General features: G+C 61.8%; 13 protein-coding genes and 1 pseudogene. 5 read left to right on the forward strand and 9 right to left on the reverse strand.

Features of this window, described 5'->3' with window-relative positions; translation table 11 throughout:
- Positions 1–225: 225 nt before the first annotated feature.
- The 4 genes and pseudogenes from HJC00_RS12305 to HJC00_RS12315 all read left to right on the forward strand — a co-directional run bounded on the left by HJC00_RS12305 (position 226) and on the right by HJC00_RS12315 (position 4,082).
- Positions 226–702 (forward strand): ProQ/FINO family protein, encoded by a 477-nt coding sequence (locus HJC00_RS12305; protein ID WP_210632086.1) that lies wholly within the window; start codon positions 226–228, stop codon positions 700–702.
- A gap of 145 nt (positions 703–847) precedes the next feature.
- A pseudogene (locus tag HJC00_RS32475) lies at positions 848–1,104 on the forward strand (MFS transporter); the annotation flags it as partial.
- 178 nt (positions 1,105–1,282) lie between these two features.
- Complete coding sequence (locus HJC00_RS12310; RefSeq protein ID WP_221158158.1) at positions 1,283–2,266, forward strand: cytochrome-c peroxidase; 984 nt, start codon at positions 1,283–1,285, stop codon at positions 2,264–2,266.
- A 10-nt stretch (positions 2,267–2,276) separates the two neighbouring features.
- Positions 2,277–4,082 carry a methyl-accepting chemotaxis protein gene (locus HJC00_RS12315; RefSeq protein WP_221124301.1) on the forward strand — a complete coding sequence of 602 codons (1,806 nt, stop codon included), beginning with the start codon at positions 2,277–2,279 and terminating at the stop codon, positions 4,080–4,082.
- Between the two features lie 11 nt (positions 4,083–4,093).
- Here HJC00_RS12315 and repC read toward each other — a convergent pair whose 3' ends face one another.
- The 9 genes from repC to HJC00_RS12360 form a co-directional block, all read right to left on the reverse strand.
- Positions 4,094–5,383, reverse strand: coding sequence for a plasmid replication protein RepC (gene repC / locus HJC00_RS12320; protein WP_221164094.1), 1,290 nt, complete (start codon positions 5,381–5,383; stop codon positions 4,094–4,096).
- Between the two features lie 210 nt (positions 5,384–5,593).
- A complete protein-coding gene (gene repB / locus HJC00_RS12325; RefSeq protein WP_221123512.1) occupies positions 5,594–6,568 on the reverse strand; it encodes a plasmid partitioning protein RepB in 975 nt (324 codons plus the stop codon).
- A gap of 69 nt (positions 6,569–6,637) precedes the next feature.
- Positions 6,638–7,846, reverse strand: coding sequence for a plasmid partitioning protein RepA (repA, locus tag HJC00_RS12330; RefSeq protein ID WP_221123513.1), 1,209 nt, complete (start codon positions 7,844–7,846; stop codon positions 6,638–6,640).
- Between the two features lie 240 nt (positions 7,847–8,086).
- Positions 8,087–9,148, reverse strand: coding sequence for an ABC transporter ATP-binding protein (locus tag HJC00_RS12335; RefSeq protein WP_085782018.1), 1,062 nt, complete (start codon positions 9,146–9,148; stop codon positions 8,087–8,089).
- Positions 9,149–9,170: 22 nt separating this feature from the next.
- A complete protein-coding gene (locus HJC00_RS12340; RefSeq protein ID WP_210632186.1) occupies positions 9,171–10,025 on the reverse strand; it encodes a sugar phosphate isomerase/epimerase in 855 nt (284 codons plus the stop codon).
- Positions 10,026–10,069: 44 nt separating this feature from the next.
- Complete coding sequence (locus tag HJC00_RS12345; RefSeq protein ID WP_221164095.1) at positions 10,070–11,308, reverse strand: ROK family transcriptional regulator; 1,239 nt, start codon at positions 11,306–11,308, stop codon at positions 10,070–10,072.
- Positions 11,309–11,351: 43 nt separating this feature from the next.
- Positions 11,352–12,194, reverse strand: a complete 843-nt coding sequence (locus tag HJC00_RS12350; protein ID WP_085782016.1) for a carbohydrate ABC transporter permease — start codon at positions 12,192–12,194, stop codon at positions 11,352–11,354.
- Complete coding sequence (locus HJC00_RS12355; protein WP_221123515.1) at positions 12,191–13,120, reverse strand: carbohydrate ABC transporter permease; 930 nt, start codon at positions 13,118–13,120, stop codon at positions 12,191–12,193. Before HJC00_RS12355 ends, HJC00_RS12350 begins: the two co-directional genes overlap by 4 nt.
- A gap of 84 nt (positions 13,121–13,204) precedes the next feature.
- Positions 13,205–14,503 (reverse strand): extracellular solute-binding protein, encoded by a 1,299-nt coding sequence (locus HJC00_RS12360; RefSeq protein ID WP_210632094.1) that lies wholly within the window; start codon positions 14,501–14,503, stop codon positions 13,205–13,207.
- Between the two features lie 342 nt (positions 14,504–14,845).
- On the opposite strand from HJC00_RS12360, the gene HJC00_RS12365 reads away from it, so the two are divergent.
- The gene (locus tag HJC00_RS12365) at positions 14,846–15,892 is read left to right on the forward strand and encodes a Gfo/Idh/MocA family protein (protein WP_210632095.1); all 1,047 of its coding nucleotides are present in this window, start codon (positions 14,846–14,848) and stop codon (positions 15,890–15,892) included.
- Positions 15,893–15,906 lie beyond the last annotated feature (14 nt).

A 15,906-nucleotide genomic window follows, 5' to 3' on the forward strand; every position in this document is an offset into this window, starting at 1 on the left:
TCACTCATCTTGGGCGCGGATAAGAAGTGTAATCGAAGCGGGAGGTCAATGCACTTCCGCGACAAAAAACGATTAGATGCATGGCAGGCCGATAAACCCCACTCATATCCGCCGGGAAAATCGTCTCTCGCATCCGGCTTGCCGTAGGGCTAGCAATGTGCGACCTGCGCCTCTATCTACCCTCTCCGTCAAGATACCATCACAGTCGGCCGTTATGGAGGATGCATGGACAAACCCTGGAAAATCAGCCGTGGGCCGATTGCGGCGACGGAGCTCGACGTGGAGAAGGCAAACGCGATCAACTCGCTGTTGGTCCGGCCGGTCGGCGTGCTTCCGACAAAGCCTGGCGATCCCGTCCTTCCCTTCGCCGTCGGCCTCTTCAACGAGCTGCGCCCGCTCCTGAAGCCCGATGCCGGCGTGACGACGCTTCGGCGCGCGACCGCTGCCTATGTCCATTGCCGGCGCTATTATTTCGCCAGCGCCCAGCCCGATTCCATGCGCCATAACATCGACGGCGAACCGGTCGAGCCGCTGTCGGAGGAAGACCGATTGGTCGGGCAGAAGCGGTTCCTGAGCCTCAAGCAGAGCGCCGCGAAGGCCGAGGAGCCTGAGCCAGCGCCTGTGGTGGTTCCTCCTCCTGTCATCAGTAAGAACGAGCAGATCCGCGCCGCCCTTCTCGGCAAAAGGAACGCCGCCCAATAGGGTGAAACGACGTCAGCCTTGCTCCTCCTTCGGTGAAGCCCTGAGCATTTCCATGGCACAGGGCGGGTTGACGGTTGCGCCAGAAAAATGCCCCGCCCGGAGGATCCGCAGATGGCTGATATCATCACGAAGGGCCGGGTTCTTCTGGGGCCCGCACATGGGCTTCACACAAGGCGTTTTCGCGGCGCTCGTCGCCGACGCGGCACCTGCTGATCTGCGCGGCACGGGGTTTAGGTTTTTCAACCTCGTCTCGGGGGTTGCAATTCTGCTCGCCAGTGTGGTGGCGGGCGCCCTGTGGGAAGCGGCGGGGCCGCCATCACCTTCACCGCCGGCGCCGCCTTCGCGGCGCTCGCGGGCGCGGCCCTCCTCGTCGTGAAAGCACCCATGACGCAGAAGTCTTGAAGAATATTGCGCTCGACATGCAATGGAAGAATAACCTGCTGGTGTATTCTCACACCAAACTATTTTCTGCGCAACGTCAGGTAGTTATAACTTCATGTATTTCACGCTTTACAGAGCTTTAACGCTATTATTCTAATTTAAGCACCAGCTATTAAATCTCGCTGGACGTTCTAAAACGATGCGTTTTCTGGTTGCAGCTTCCCTTTTTGCAATGGCCGCAGCCCAGTCCGCGGCGGCCGATCTTTCCGCCTACAAAAGGCCGCTGACGGTGCCTTTCGAGAAAGTGACGCCCTATTCGCCGCAACTCGCGACGCTCGGCAAGATGCTGTTCTTCGATCCCCGGCTTTCCGGCAACAAGAACATGACCTGCGCCAGCTGTCATAATCCTTCCTTCGGCTTCGAGACGCCGGTGAAGACACCGATCGGCGCGGCCAATACCGCGCTCGCCCGCCAGGCGCCGACAGTCCTGAACGTCGCGTGGGTCTCACCCTTCTTCTGGGACGGCCGCGCGAAGAACCTGGAGGATCAGGCGGCAGGCCCCATCACCGCAGCCGCCGAGATGAACGGCAAGCTCGAAACTGCTGTCACCGAAATGCAGAACATTCCCGATTACAAGGCGTGGTTCGGCGAAGTCTTCCCCGATAAAGGGATCACAAGGGAGACGATTCTGACGGCGATCGCCACCTATGAGCGGACAGTGGTTTCCAACTGGTCGCCCTTCGACCGGTGGGTGGACGGCGACGAGAAGGCGGTTTCCGACAGCGCCAAGCGCGGCTTCGAGGTCTTCACCAGCAGCGCCGGCTGCTCCGCCTGCCACTCAGGCTGGAATTTCACTGACAACAAGTTTCATGACATCGGCCTGCCGGATGAGGATATAGGCCGCTTCAAGATTGATCCGAGCAGCCCGAACAATCAGCATGCTTTCAAGACGCCGGGCCTGCGCAACACGCTCTATCGCGGCCCCTATATGCACGACGGCAGCCTGAAGAGCATGGACGAGGTGATCGCCCACTACGAAAGCGGTGGCGTCGGCCGCCCCTCGCAAGATCCCGCCATGATGCCCTTCTTGCTGACTGACCAGGAGCGCGATGATCTGATCGCCTTTTTGGGAACTCTGACCGCCGAAAAGCAGGACATTCCCCTGCCGACGTTGCCGAACTGAGGTGCATACCATGAAACTCTCCATACGCATGCAGATCCTCGTCCCCATGGTGGCGACGATCGTCGTCGGATTCGGCAGCGCCCTCCTGATCGGCAACCAGGCTATCACCGGCCAGGCTCGGGTTGCCGCTGTGGTGCAGGAGGCGGTGAACGCCAAGCTGAGCTCGGCCCATATCGAGCAGCAGTTCCGGCAGGCGACATCGGTGGTCGACCGGGTGCTTTCGATGACGAATTTCGTGCCGGCAGCCGAGGTCAAGGCAGCGTTCGAGGAAAGCAATGGCGCGCTTTCGCAGTCGCTCGATGAGCTTGGGCGCGTTGATCTCGCCATGTCGCTGACCGAGGGGGTGCGCTCGCTTCGCGAGGCGCACGGCGCCTGGGAAAAGGACGTCAAGGTGAGCCTCGGCCTGCAGCAGGCCGACCAAGTGCCGACGGCCGAGAAGCTGGCGCGCTCGCAGCAGGCGATCATGGAAGGCATCACCGCCGTCAACGGTATCGTCGACAGGATCGCGACCGAAAGCGTCGCCGAGGCCGGCAAGGCCCTGGAAACGAAGATCGAAACTGAACTGGCGCTCGCGGGCCTTGCCGCCATCGTCGGCCTCGGCATTCTCATTGCCATCGCCCGGCATGTGTCGCGTCCGATCCAGCGCATCACCCGATCCATGCAGGAACTTGCCTCCGGCGAGACTGACAATGCGATCCCCTATGCCGGGCGTGGCGACGAGATCGGCCTGATGGCGGGCTCCGTCGAAGTCTTCCGCCAGAACGCCATTGCGCGCATCCAACTGGAAAGCCAGGCGGAGGAAAACCGGCGTCTGGCCGAAGCAAACCGGCTGGCCGACCAGGAGCAGGCGGAGCGCAGCGCTGCAGCACGGCTGAAGACTGCGACCTCGGGCCTCGCCGCCGGCCTGAAACGGCTTGCGGAGGGCGATCTCGCCTTCCAGCTCTTGGATCGGTTCGCGCCTGAATTCGAGCCGCTGCGGCATGATTTCAACGCGTCGGTGGAGCAGCTCGGGCGCACCCTGCTTTCGGTTTCAAAAAGCGTGTCGATCATCAATACGGGTACCCGCGAGATCAACAACGGCTCCAGCGAGCTTTCCGGCCGCACCGAGCGGCAGGCGGCAACGCTCGAGGAGACCGCCGCTGCGCTCGACGTCGTCACGGCCAAGGTGACCGAAGCCTTCAATATCGCCGAAGAGGCGCGCAGCGTTGCCGACAACGCCAATCGCAGCGCGATCGCATCCGGCAAGGTGGTGGCCCAGACCGTCGACGCCATGAGTCAGATCGAGGAATCCTCCAAGCAGATCAACAATATCATCGGCGTCATCGACCAGATCGCCTTCCAGACCAATCTGCTGGCGCTCAACGCAGGGGTCGAAGCCGCACGCGCCGGCGAGGCCGGCAAGGGTTTTGCCGTCGTCGCCCAGGAAGTGCGAGAGCTCGCCCAACGCTCGGCCCAGGCCGCCCGGGAGATCAAGGAGCTGATCGGGCGAGCATCCGCCAAGGTCGCGAGCGGCGTCGAACTGGTCAACCACACCGGCGCGGCACTTGGCGACATCGGCCGCTTCATCGTCGATATCAACCAGCGCATGGAAACGCTCGCCGCCTCGGCGCGCGACCAGGCGACCAGCCTCTCGGAAGTCAATTCGGCCATGAGTCAGCTCGACCAGGTAACCCAGCAGAACGCCGCCATGGTGGAGGAAACGACCGCCGCCAGCGTCACACTGGCCAGCGAAGCCGAACGGCTGCGCGAACTGGTCACTCAGTTCGAACTGGGTGGGGCAGACTCCGGCACGCGGAGCTATCGCGACGCAGCGTGAGGTAAGCACGATTAGGTCCCGGCCCGGCTGACAGCCGGGCTTTTTGCACGCAGCAGGGCGATCAGCATCGGGCCGAGTGCAAATTCACTGCGTTCGGCGCGCCGCGTCAGGTCCCTGAGATAGCCTCCGGCGGAGTTGATGCACTCTCCCCTTTGCAGGATGCAGGCCATGACGGTGGCGGCGCTTTCCGGCCCCATCACGCGTGACGCCGCCTCATAGGCCGACGGACTGACGGCGAGCATCGAGCGCACGACGATGGCCGCTGTCATCAGATCCCGCCAGCTGTCGACCTTGCCGCCAGGGCCGTAGTCCATGATGTCGGGGCAAGCCTGGAGAACAGTGGCGAGCGGGAAGGATTTCAGTTCGCATACTCTCGGCCAAACGGCGAGGCGCGATCCCTCCCGGCCGCGTGTTTGCGCTTTCGGCCCGTCATCGTGCGGCTTCGTCCCCGGTTGCGGATCCCGGCCGGCCTGCCCCGCCCCCGTTTCCAAGCGCGGTTCAGATTCAGAAAGGGATTCGGTGTGAGAATTCTGTATGTGGCGCTCAATCCGGGATTCACTGGTGCTCGCCATCTGCATTTTCGCGTGCAGCTCCAACAGGTTGACGATATCTGTGCGGAGTGTCTCGAGGTCTTCGAGGACGGGCGTGAGGGTTTCGATCGTCGCGGCTCGCGGAATCCGATCCAGGATAGAATGGAACATTGAGGACACGCGCTCGCAATCTCCCGCAACCGCTTCCTCGACGGCTGCGGAAATCAGCTTGGCGGTGTCGCGCCGGTAGATCGTCAGCCGCTCCTTCATGGCGCGCAGCATCTGCCGGTCAGCGGCGATCCGTGCCGCCATCACCTCGATCTCGCCGGCCCGGGCGAGGAGCGGGGCGAGGCTGAAGCCATAGGCCTCGTCGATTCCGCCCCCCCGGCCGCGGCGGGCATAACGTTTGCCGTTCGGGCTGTCCTTGCGGGAGATCAGGCCGGCCTCGATGAGTACGGCGAGATGCCGGCGCAAAGTGGCGGCGGCCATGCCGCGGGCTCTGAGCGAAAGCTGCGCGTTCGAGGGGAAGACCACCAGTCCTTTTTCGCTGGACAGTTCGTCCTCAGGATAAAAACTCAGCAGCGCATCGAGCACCGTCAGCGCTCTGTCGGAGACGTCGAGCCCTGCCCGCGCCTCGCAGACGGAGCGGAACAGTTTCCATTTGCTGCGCGTCGTCTCGGCCGCAATCGCTTCGCCTCGCCGCTGTTTCAGCAGCATGGCGAGCGTCATCGGCCGCCGCCCGAAGGGCGTCGTCACATAGTCACTCTCCATTTCCTTCACCTCTCATCGGGCAAAAGAAATCCGCTCACCGAAACGATGCGAGGGAAAAGGTGCTGCAGCATCATTTACGCGTCTGAAAAGACGCGCAGGCGCTGCAGGACTCTTGACGGGGATTCGTGAAAATGCGATTCTCTGTCTTGCTAAGGATATGAGAAGGGCTTCCACGACTCGTTCGTTTGGGGGCCTTTTTCTTTTGCGGTTTCAGTCTCCTTGTTTGCCCTCCTCGGCGAGGAATTGCTCATAGAGCGCATCCAGCCTGCCGGAGAGAAATTCTCCGAAGCGACCGGCATTTCTCGCCTTCATCGAGAGCGAGAACGCCTTACCGTCATTCTTCATTTCCGCCTGGACCGCCTTATCAAGCGGCTGCCATGTCATCTTCCTCGCGGCGACGGTTTTCTTCACCGGCCGCGCGCTTTTGTTCAGCGCCGCATGGAGTGCCTCGAAACGTTTGTCGGAAGGTAGCTGATGAAAGTTGTCGTCTTGCAGGACTTTGGCGACATTTGCCGCATTGGCCGATTTGCCGGCGAGCAGCGACAGCTCCACCCAGCGCTCGCGGCCGACGCCGGGTGCGGCGCCGATCGCCTGGACGACCTCCGGCGAGATACGATCCATGACCGACAGCATCTTCGAGACTGAAGCCGCATTGGCGGCGAGCGCCGTCGAGATAACCTCCCTGTCATAGCCGAGTTCCTCAAGCCGCCTCGCAAAGAGCGCGCGCTCGATGAAGGTGAGGTCGGCGCGGGCGGAATTCTCCTGCCCCTGGGCGATCACATGGGTCCGGTCGTCGATCGCCTTGACGACGGCGCGGACATTGCGGCCGAGCGCGCGGGCGGCGCGCAGCCGCCGGTGGCCGAAGACCACCTGATAACGTCCGTCGATCCTGGTGTGGGGACGTACCAGGATCGGCGTATCCTGCCCGCGCGCCCGGATCGCTTCGACCAGCATTTGGAAGTCCTCGTCATCCTCGGACAGCCGGTCCTTGACGAAGGAGGCTTCGACGAGATCCGGGTCAAGATCGACCACCGCCTCGCCTTCGAGGAATTTTTCCGCCTGCTTGGCCAGCTCATCCAGCGAGCGGACGAGCGACCGGCCTGCGCCGCGCATCGGATAGTTAGGCGCGCCCGCGTTTTCGTCCGGCATATCGGCCAGTCCTTCCAGCAGATTTTTCCGTGCCATCGCTTCCTCCGGTTGCGGTCATTCCATTGATTTGCTTCACGGAAAGCGTGAATTTGTCAGCCGACAAATTCACCTTCCCCATGCCTGGTGAATAAGCCCGGCGATCTCTGCGTTGACGGCGTCCATCGCCTCCATCGCGCGATCATAGGTTCCCCGGTTCATCGAGGAACGCTCGACCTCATAAAGTGTCTGTTTGGTGATCCCGGCATCCGAGATTGCCGTCGATTTGACCATCTGGTTCTTCAGCATGAACTCGTGGAACATCGTCGACATGAAGCCGACCATCTGCGCCTGCGGCACGTCGGTCGGCTCGTAGCGGGTGATCAGATAGCGATACCAGGAGAGGTTCACCTCGGCGCCGGCGGCGCGGATCGGCTTCAGGATGCCGCCGAGCATGAGCAGGAACTGGCCCATCGACATGACGTCGAGCATCTGCGGATGGATGGTGATCAAGACACTGGTCGCCGCCGTCAGCGCCGTCAGGGTGAGGTAGCCAAGCTGCGGCGGGCAATCAATGACGACGACGTCGTAGCGGTCGTCGACTTCAGCGAGCGCGCGGGAGATGCGGGTGAAGAAGGTCTTGCCGTCATTGCTCGACTTGTCGGTCATGGCGAGCGGCGTATCGTATTCATATTCCTGCAGGTCGAGATTGGCCGGCACGATATCGAGGCCGGGAAAATTGGTCTTGTGGATGATCTCGGAGAGCGGCTTCTTTTCGCCGTCATAGCGGATCGCCTCATAGAGCGACGAGGCCTGGTCGAACTCCGGCTGGAAGCCGTGCAGCGAGGAGAGCGATGCCTGCGGATCGAGATCGACGGCAAGGACGCGGTGGCCGGTCAGCGCCAGGTGCTGGGCGAGATGGGCTGATGTCGTCGTCTTGCCCGAGCCGCCCTTGAAGTTGACGACGGCGATCACCTGCAGCTTCTCATGGCCGCGGCGATGGGGCACATACATGCGGCTCTCGGAGCGGCCATGCGCATCGAGATAGCGCCTGAGCTCCAGCATCTGCTCGGCGCTGTAGGAGCGCCGCCCGGAAGGCGAAGTCTGCGGGCAGGGGCCTTTGCCTTCGAGATGCAGTTTCTTCAACGTGCTCTGCGAGGCCCCGACATAATTGGCGACCTCGGCGAGAGAGAAGTTGCGCAGCGTCTTCTTCGCGTTCGGCGGAAAGCGCTGCACGCTCAGGAGATGCAGCTTCTTCGAAATCACGTCGCCGTGCTCGAGAATCTGATCCTCGAAATAGAGCGGCGCGGCCTTCACGGCGTTCGAATTAGCGTTCATCGGCAGCAATCTTTCGGATAACGGTTTTCGGGATCAAAAGCCCCTGTAACCGTTATTATCCGCGATTCTCCGATACCGGCCAAGAAATTTAAGGTTAACGCATATTAACCTTTTCGATGCTCGTTCAAGCGCTTGCCGGATCTCTGCGTGATGTCCGGACGACCGGGGATTTTGGGCCGGGGGCGCTGACAAAGCGCCCCCGGCGGCGCCCGGCCGAAGGGGAGGGGGCATTCGGCGGGCTTAACTCAATGGCGCTTCGCCTGTAGTGATGCGCTGCTCGTCGGCGCCGAAGAGGTGAACGGTGTCGTGGCCGGGGGCGATCCTCAACACGTCGCCGGGGGCGGCCCGGATCCGCTCGCGGAAGACGCAGGTCAGCGTCTGCCCTCCGAGCCGCACGAGCACGAGTGTTTCCGAGCCTGTGGGCTCGACGACGACGGTCGTCACTTCGATGCCGTTGGGGTCGAGCATGATATGTTCGGGGCGAATGCCGTAGGTCACGGCATCCTTCGGCCGGCGTTCGCTCGGCAGCAGCAGCCCGTCCACGGTCCTGAACCCGTCTTCGCTCATGCTGCCCTTGATGAAATTCATCGCCGGCGAGCCGATGAAACCGGCGACGAACAGATTGTTCGGGCGGTCGTAGAGTTCGAGCGGCGAGCCCGATTGCTCGATCAGCCCATCCTTCATGACGACGATCTTGTCGGCCATGGTCATGGCTTCGATCTGGTCGTGGGTCACGTAGATTGTCGTCGTCTGCAGCCGCTGATGCAGTTCCTTGATCTCCGAGCGCATCTGCACCCGAAGCTTGGCATCGAGGTTCGACAAAGGCTCGTCGAACAGGAAGACGGCCGGATCGCGTACGATCGCCCGGCCCATGGCGACGCGCTGACGCTGGCCGCCCGAAAGCTGCTTCGGATAACGCTCCAGCAGGTTTTCCAGGCCGAGGATTTTTGCCGCATTGCCGACGCGCTGATCGATCTCCGATCTCGGCATGCGCTTCATACGCAGCGAGAAGCCCATGTTCTTCGCCACCGTCATATGCGGATAGAGCGCGTAGTTTTGGAACACCATGGCGATGTCGCGGTCTTTGGGCGCAAGCTCGTTGACGATGTGCTTGCCGATCTGGATCTTGCCCGAGGTGATGCCCTCCAGGCCGGCGATCATTCTGAGCAGCGTCGATTTTCCGCAGCCGGAGGGGCCGACCAGGACGACGAATTCGCCGTCGCCGATATCGACGGACACGCCTTTGATGGCTTTGAACGCGCCGTAGTCCTTGCGCGCATTGCTGACCGAAACATGGGCCATGAAACTCCTCCCGAATTCGCCGTCAAAGTCCGTTCAAGACACTTTTGAGAAAATCGAGGCCGAGGCGCTCACCCTCCTTGCGCGCGGCCAAGTTCTTGCCCGGCCAGCCGTAAGCGGCATCCTCGTGCTCGATCGACAGCGTGCCATCAAAACCGTAGCCGCGGGCCTGCCTGAGGAAACGCGGCCAGTCGAGCAGACCGAGCCCCGGCAACTTGTATTGCCACCAGCCCTTGCCGTGATAGCCGAGTGCCTGCAGGGCCTCGGCGTCGATCGCCGTATCCTTGGCGTGCAGAATGGCGATGCGGTCCTTGACCGCCTCCAGCGCCCGATAGGGATCGACGCCGATGCGGATGAGGTGCGAGGGGTCGAATTCGAGGCCGAAGCGGGGGTCCTCGATGCGGCGGAAAAGTTCCTGCCATCCCCTAGGCGTCGTTCCGATGAAATTGTCTCTAGGTCCGGGCCAGTTCTCGATCGCGAAGGTGAGGCCGCTTGCCTGCGTTTGCGCGATCAGCCCAATCGCGAAGTCGGCGAAGTCGTCATAATTGGCCTCGTCGCTTGCCGTATCGTTACGACCGGGAAAGATCACGAAGATCGGAACGCCGGCGCCGCCGATCGCTTCGGCAAATTCTGAGGTCCTTGCCCGGAGTTCCCGGCGCTTGTCGCGATCGGCATCAAGCTGATTGCCGAAAAAAGTGATCGAGGAGACGAAGAGGCCGCGGCTTCTTGCCAGCGTAACGGCATCTTCCACCCGGTCGGGCGTCTTGATGTGGCCGCCGACATCGATCTCGATCGCTTCGAACCCCGACGACGCGGCGAAATCTACCACTTCCTCCAGCGGGCGGTCATTGAATGTCGAGGTATAGAAGCCGATTTTCACCATATCCTCCGATCCTCATCAAAATCCGGGGCCTTGCGGTCGTTTCAACTGTTCAGCCGATCCATGAATTTCAGCGGCGAGCGCGTGCGCTGCGCCACATCGGCCGATGCGAGCATCAGGGCCGCCGCCATCGGCATGGCCGCCGCACCCATGGCCGAGGCGTCATCGCCGATCGAGGCGCGATGCAGCGAGGGCAGGTTCGTGTCCTCGGCGTCGAGATGCTCGTGGACGTAACGCAGCAATTCATCGACGATGCGGATCGGCAGCCGGCCGCCGACGAGCACGGCATCGGGATCGACGATCATGGCGATATGTTTGACCGCGACGGCGAGATGCGCGCTCATTTCCTTCAGCCATTGTGAAACGAGGCGCTTGCCGCGCGCGTCGAGGGTCAGCAGATCCTGCGGCACGCTCACCTCGATCCCATGCCGGGCGAGGAAATCATAGAGGAAGAACAGCGAGAAGATCTCCCCGAGAAGCTGGACCTTCTGCGCCTCGCCGTCGCGGCCGTCGGCAATCGGAAGCCAGCCGATCTCGCCGCTGAGGCCCATGGCGCCGCGATGGCCGTTGCCGTCGAGAACGAGGCCGCCGCCCGGGCAGGCATTGACGGCAATATAGAAGAAGCTGCTGCTTTCCGCGCCGAGGCCGTAGTTGAGCTCGGCAAGGGCAGCGGCATTAGCCTCGTTTTCTGTGAAGACGGGATGCGGCGTCAGGCTCTCCAGTGCGGCGCGCACGTCGAAATCAGTCCATTCCTGATAGGCGTCGGGCTTGCCGAGCAGCGAGATTTCGCCGAGCCAATCCGGCATGGCAAGGCCGATGCCGGCAAGGCGCGCATCGTCGATCAGTCGGCTGCGCTGGAAATGCGAGATCGCATCTGATGTCAGTTGCATGAATTCCGCCGGCAGGATGAAGCGCTTCTCGTGGTGTACGCGGGCGCGCACATTGCCGACGGCGTCGACCGCCAGGATCGTCAGATGGTCGCGGTCGATGTTGATGCCGATGGCGTAATAGGCATCGGGATTGATTTCGAGTTCGATTGCCGGCTGGCCTCTGAGCCCATGCCGGCGGCGGGCCTCCATGATCAGGCCCTCGTCCAGCAGGCGGTCGACGATGCGGGCGATCGCTGGTTTGGTGAAGCCCGTCTGCCTGGCGATCTCGGCGCGCGAAATCGGCGCCTGGCGGTGGATGCAGCGCAGGACGACGGCCCTGTTGTGCTCGCCCGCGTCTTCGACATTGGCGCCCGTCAGATCGGGGGAGAGCCTAGCGCCGAGTGTCTGGTTCATGCGTTCAATCCTTCCGCGCGCGTGGAGAGTGAAGCAGACCCTCTCATCCCTTCACCGCGCCGCTGGTCATCGCGCCGAGGATCAGCCTCTGGAGCGACAGGAAGGCCACGATCGCCGGAACGACCGCAATCAGGCAGGCGGCTGCAAGCAGCTGGATGGACGAGTCGGTCTGCATGCCGCGGAAGTTAAAGATTCCGACGCCGATCGGCATCAGGTCATTTTTGGTGAGCAGCAGGAAAGGCACCAGGAATTGCGACCAGCCGGCAATCACAGTGATGATGAAAACCGAGGCGATGCCCGGCGCCGACAGGGGCACGATGATGCGCCAGAAAACCGAGAAGCGATTGCAGCCATCGATCATCGCCGCCTCGTCGAGGCTGCGCGGAATGCCGTCGACCGTACTTTTCAACAGCCAGGTCGCCAGGGGAACACCGAGCGCGATATAGACCATGACGACGGCGAAATGCGTGTCCAGCAGGCCGAGGCGGTTCATGTAGCGATAGAGCGGCACCATGATGACGAGCGGCGAGATCATCTGGAAGAGCAGCAGCCCCATCATCGAGAGGCCCTTGCCACGGAACTGGAAGCGGGAGAAAGCGTAAGCGGCGGGCAAGGCAACGATCAGCACGCCGAGCCCGCTCAGAGCCGCAAGCTTCAGGCCGTTCCAGAGATAGATCGGGAAATAGCTGTTGTTGAGAACGGTGATGAAGTTCTGAATGGTAGGGTTGTCGGGAATGTAGCGCGCCGCGCCGCGATAGACCTCGCGCTTGTCGCGTAGCGCCATCGACAGCAGATAGGTGAGGGGGCCGGCGAAGAAGACGAACATCACCAACATGAAGAGATAGCTCATGGCATCGCCTAACCGGCTTCCGGTGCGTCCGCTCATTGCTCTTCCTCCTTCGGCAGGAACGACGCATAGACGAAGGCGAGCCCGAGGCTGATGATCAGCATCAGCACGGAGAGCACGCTGCCGCCGGAGAGGTCATAGTTTCGGAAGACGATATTGAAGACGTAGAGCGAGATCACTTCGGTCGCGCGCCCGGGTCCGCCGCCTGTCAGTGTGATGATCGCATCGAAGGTGTTCACCGTCTGGATGGTGATCAGGATCATGTTGACGAGGATGGCAGCGCGCAGCTGCGGCAGCGTGACGAAGAAGAACTGCTGCGAGGCGCTGGCGCCGTCGACCTCCGCCGCCTCGTAGAGCGAGGGATCGATCGATTTCAGCGCCGCATACATGACGACCATCGAAAAGGCGGTGCCGCGCCAGATGTTCGAGATCAGAGTCGACCACGGCGCCATTGCCGGGTCCGAGAGCCAGGCGACGGTCGGCATGTGCATCAGCCTCAAAATGCTGTTGAGCGCGCCGTAAGGCGCTTCGGAAAACAACATCTGCCAGATGATGCCGCCGGCAATGCCCGGCACGACCCAGGCGACAAGCGCCGTGGTCCTCAGGATCGTGGTGCCGAACAGGCCGCGCTTTTCGCCGCGAATGACGGTGACGGCGACCGCAAGCCCGAGGATCTGCTGGCCGATGACGCTGCCGCCGACGAAGATCAGCGTCGCCCAGAGAATGTCGGGCAGTTGCGGCGAGCTCAGCGCACTGGTGATCGACCCAAACGTATATTGCTGGTTCTCGCCGATCAGCGTCGCATTGGTGAAGGAAAGCCGGAAAACGTCGATGACGGGATAGAGGTAGAATATGCCGATGACGATGATCACGGGCATGATCCAGGGCAGGGGCGCACCGGCGAACCGGCGCATGAACGTTCTGCTTTGAGGCGGGCTGTCAGCCTCGATGGCAATTGGGCTCATTGGCTTCTCTGTCCGGGTTTGGCACTGTCGACGGCGCCTCAAGTCCAGGCGCCGTCGCGGTCGGAAGCGTGGAAACGCCCGGGATCAGAGACGCTTGTAAGCCTCCATCGCCGCGCTAAATGCGGCATCCAGGGCCTCTTCCGGTTTCTTCGTCCCCGACAGCACGTCTCCCATCATGATCTGGATCTGGTTGGAGATCTCGGGATAGATCGGCACGCCGGGCCGGGCTTGGCCATCGACCAGCGCATTGGCGAAGGTCTTGTTGGCTTCCGTCGAGAAGACCTCATACTTGTCGAAGAGCGACTTGCGCGTCGGCAGCTGCTGCTGCAGCGCGTTTGCAGGACCCATATAGACGTCGCGCGCCAGGTTGGCGCACATTTCGATCTTCTCCTTGTCCTTGCTGAAGGAGGCGACCGTCCAGCCGCCGGTGCCCGTCGACTTCTGGTCGGCCGTGGGGCCCGGGATCGGCGAGAAGGTCCAGTTCTTGAATTCCTCTTCGTCGAGCGTCGTCTTCAGCTGTGCATATTGCCAGTTGCCGCCGATGAAGAGCGCCGTCGTCGCGGCAGCCGCCGCAGCGTTCATATCGTCGTAATTGGCGATCGTCGTAACGCGCTTCGGCGCCGCACCGGAATCGACGAGATCCTTGAAGTAGTTCAGCGCCTTCAGGAATTTCTCCTTGTTCTCGCCTTCGCCGAAGATTGGCTTGCCCGAGTCGTCGACGAGTTTGCCGCCGAGCGCCCAGTAATTGGCGAGCCAGTCGAAGGTCGTGCCTTCCCAGCGCCCGCCGTTGAAGAGCACGCCTTCCATGCCCTCCTTGGTGGAGGCAAGGGCGGCCTTCTTCAGTTCGTCCCAGGTCTTCGGCGCATCTGCGACCACAGACTTGTTGCGGTAGAGAACGCGCAGGTCCGTATCCCACCACCAGGCACGGATGGTCTTGTCCTTGTCGGTGATGCCGCTGCGGATGAAGGGGAAGAGATCGTCCACTTCTTCCTTGGAGAAATAGGGTGTGAAATCGGCCAGCACGTGATTGACCATGAACTGCGAGAGCACGAAGGAGTCGACGGCCGCACAATCCGGCGCGTTGCCGGCCTTGGCCTGCTCCAGCATCTTGGCCTGTTCAGTGCCGATGTCGGAGGACATGAATTGCATCTGCAATTTCCAGTCCGGATGCTTCTTGATGAAATCGACGAAGAGCTTCTGATAGCCCTCGGCAATGGCGGGATCGGAATTGTTCGGGCTGTCGTTCGTCAGGCGGACGACGAGCGTTTTCGGCGCATCGGCAAGGCCGATCCGGTCTTTGGTGGCAAGTTCCTGGGCAAAAATGGTGGATGCTGAAAATAAGACAGTGCTCAGCGCCAATGCGCTGACGGTCGCGCTCTTCATGATGGGTCTCCTCCCCATTTTGAACGAATACAGCCTGGCGGTCGGTTGACCTCTCCTCAATTCCGTGCTGCATTAATTAGATTAAGTTACTTTGATTTGATGTCAAGCCAGAGCTTGGGAGGATGAGATGCTGGCGACATTCAACAGCAGCTAGCGCACGCTGCGGTTTTCGGAAGGGATGCACGCCAAAATAAGTTGCCGACAGCGCCTTAGGGAAATCAGGCGCATCCAACCCGCAATTTTCCTGAGGAAAAGGCCGATCGATCGCGGATGGCCGCGATGGTGTCAGTTCGTGCTCCGGGCCGCAGCGGCAGCCGGAAACTGAAGTCCATGGAGGAGAAGATGCGTTTACTCATTCTCGGAACCGGCGGCATGGCCAACCAGCACGCCGCGCGTTTCAAGGCGATCGAAGGCGTCAGCGTCGTTGGCGGCGTCGATGTCGTCCCGGAGCGGCTCGCGGCCTTTTGCACCGAACATGGCATCGCCAATCATTTCATCTCGCTGGAGGATGCGCTCGCGTGGGGCGAGTTCGATGCGGTGGCGAACGTCACGCCCGATCGTATCCACCACCCGACGACGCTTCAGGCGATCGCCGCCGGCAAACATGTCTTCTGCGAAAAGCCGCTCGCCACCGATGCCGTCAAGGCGATGGAAATGACCGAGGCGATCGAGCGGGCCGGCAAGGTCGGCATGGTCAACCTCACTTATCGCAATTCGCCGGCGCTGCAGAAGGGCCGGCAGATGGTGCTTGCCGGCGAGATCGGCGCCGTGCGCCATGTCGAGGCGTCGCATCTGCAAAGCTGGCTGGTCGGCCGCCACTGGGGCGATTGGAAGAGCGAAAGCAAATGGCTCTGGCGGCTGAGCAAGAAACACGGCTCGAACGGCGCGCTTGGCGATATCGGCATTCACATCGTCGATTTCGCCTCTTATGGCTCCGGCCTCGACGTCGCCCACGTCTTTGCGCGGCTGAAGACTTTCGACAAGGCGCCGGATCACAGGATCGGCGAATACGATCTCGACGCCAATGACAGCTTCACGATGAATGTCGATTTCACCAATGGCGCGATCGGCACGATCCAGGCGACACGCACGGCAGCCGGCCAGATGGATCAGCTGCGCCTTAGGGTCTATGGTGAAACCGGCTCGGTCGAGATGATCTACGACACCGGTAAATCGACGCTGCGCGCCTGCCTTGGCGAAGATGTGCATACCGCGACGTGGCGCGATGTGCCTTTCGATCCTGTGGAGACGAACTACCAACGTTTCGTCCAGGCCGTGCGGGCGGGCAAGACCCAGGAACCCTCCTTCCGGCGCGCCGCCAACATCCAGAAGGTGCTCGACACGGCGCTCGCCTCCGATCTCAGCCATACCGATGAGGCGCTCGGCTGAGCCCGCCGAATTAT

The sequence above is a fragment of the Rhizobium sp. NLR22b genome, from assembly GCF_019685295.1.
In the GTDB taxonomy this organism is placed as follows: domain Bacteria; phylum Pseudomonadota; class Alphaproteobacteria; order Rhizobiales; family Rhizobiaceae; genus Rhizobium.

What these genes read in the sequence shown, in the direction of transcription:
- HJC00_RS12305 (WP_210632086.1), top strand. Translation starts at nt 226, where the DNA reads ATGGACAAACCCTGGAAAATCAGCCGTGGGCCGATTGCGGCGACGGAG.
- HJC00_RS12310 (WP_221158158.1), top strand. Translation starts at nt 1,283, where the DNA reads ATGCGTTTTCTGGTTGCAGCTTCCCTTTTTGCAATGGCCGCAGCCCAG.
- HJC00_RS12315 (WP_221124301.1), top strand. Translation starts at nt 2,277, where the DNA reads ATGAAACTCTCCATACGCATGCAGATCCTCGTCCCCATGGTGGCGACG.
- repC (WP_221164094.1), bottom strand. Translation starts at nt 5,383, where the DNA reads ATGGAGAGTGACTATGTGACGACGCCCTTCGGGCGGCGGCCGATGACG.
- repB (WP_221123512.1), bottom strand. Translation starts at nt 6,568, where the DNA reads ATGGCACGGAAAAATCTGCTGGAAGGACTGGCCGATATGCCGGACGAA.
- repA (WP_221123513.1), bottom strand. Translation starts at nt 7,846, where the DNA reads ATGAACGCTAATTCGAACGCCGTGAAGGCCGCGCCGCTCTATTTCGAG.
- HJC00_RS12335 (WP_085782018.1), bottom strand. Translation starts at nt 9,148, where the DNA reads ATGGCCCATGTTTCGGTCAGCAATGCGCGCAAGGACTACGGCGCGTTC.
- HJC00_RS12345 (WP_221164095.1), bottom strand. Translation starts at nt 11,308, where the DNA reads ATGAACCAGACACTCGGCGCTAGGCTCTCCCCCGATCTGACGGGCGCC.
- HJC00_RS12350 (WP_085782016.1), bottom strand. Translation starts at nt 12,194, where the DNA reads ATGAGCGGACGCACCGGAAGCCGGTTAGGCGATGCCATGAGCTATCTC.
- HJC00_RS12355 (WP_221123515.1), bottom strand. Translation starts at nt 13,120, where the DNA reads ATGAGCCCAATTGCCATCGAGGCTGACAGCCCGCCTCAAAGCAGAACG.
- HJC00_RS12360 (WP_210632094.1), bottom strand. Translation starts at nt 14,503, where the DNA reads ATGAAGAGCGCGACCGTCAGCGCATTGGCGCTGAGCACTGTCTTATTT.
- HJC00_RS12365 (WP_210632095.1), top strand. Translation starts at nt 14,846, where the DNA reads ATGCGTTTACTCATTCTCGGAACCGGCGGCATGGCCAACCAGCACGCC.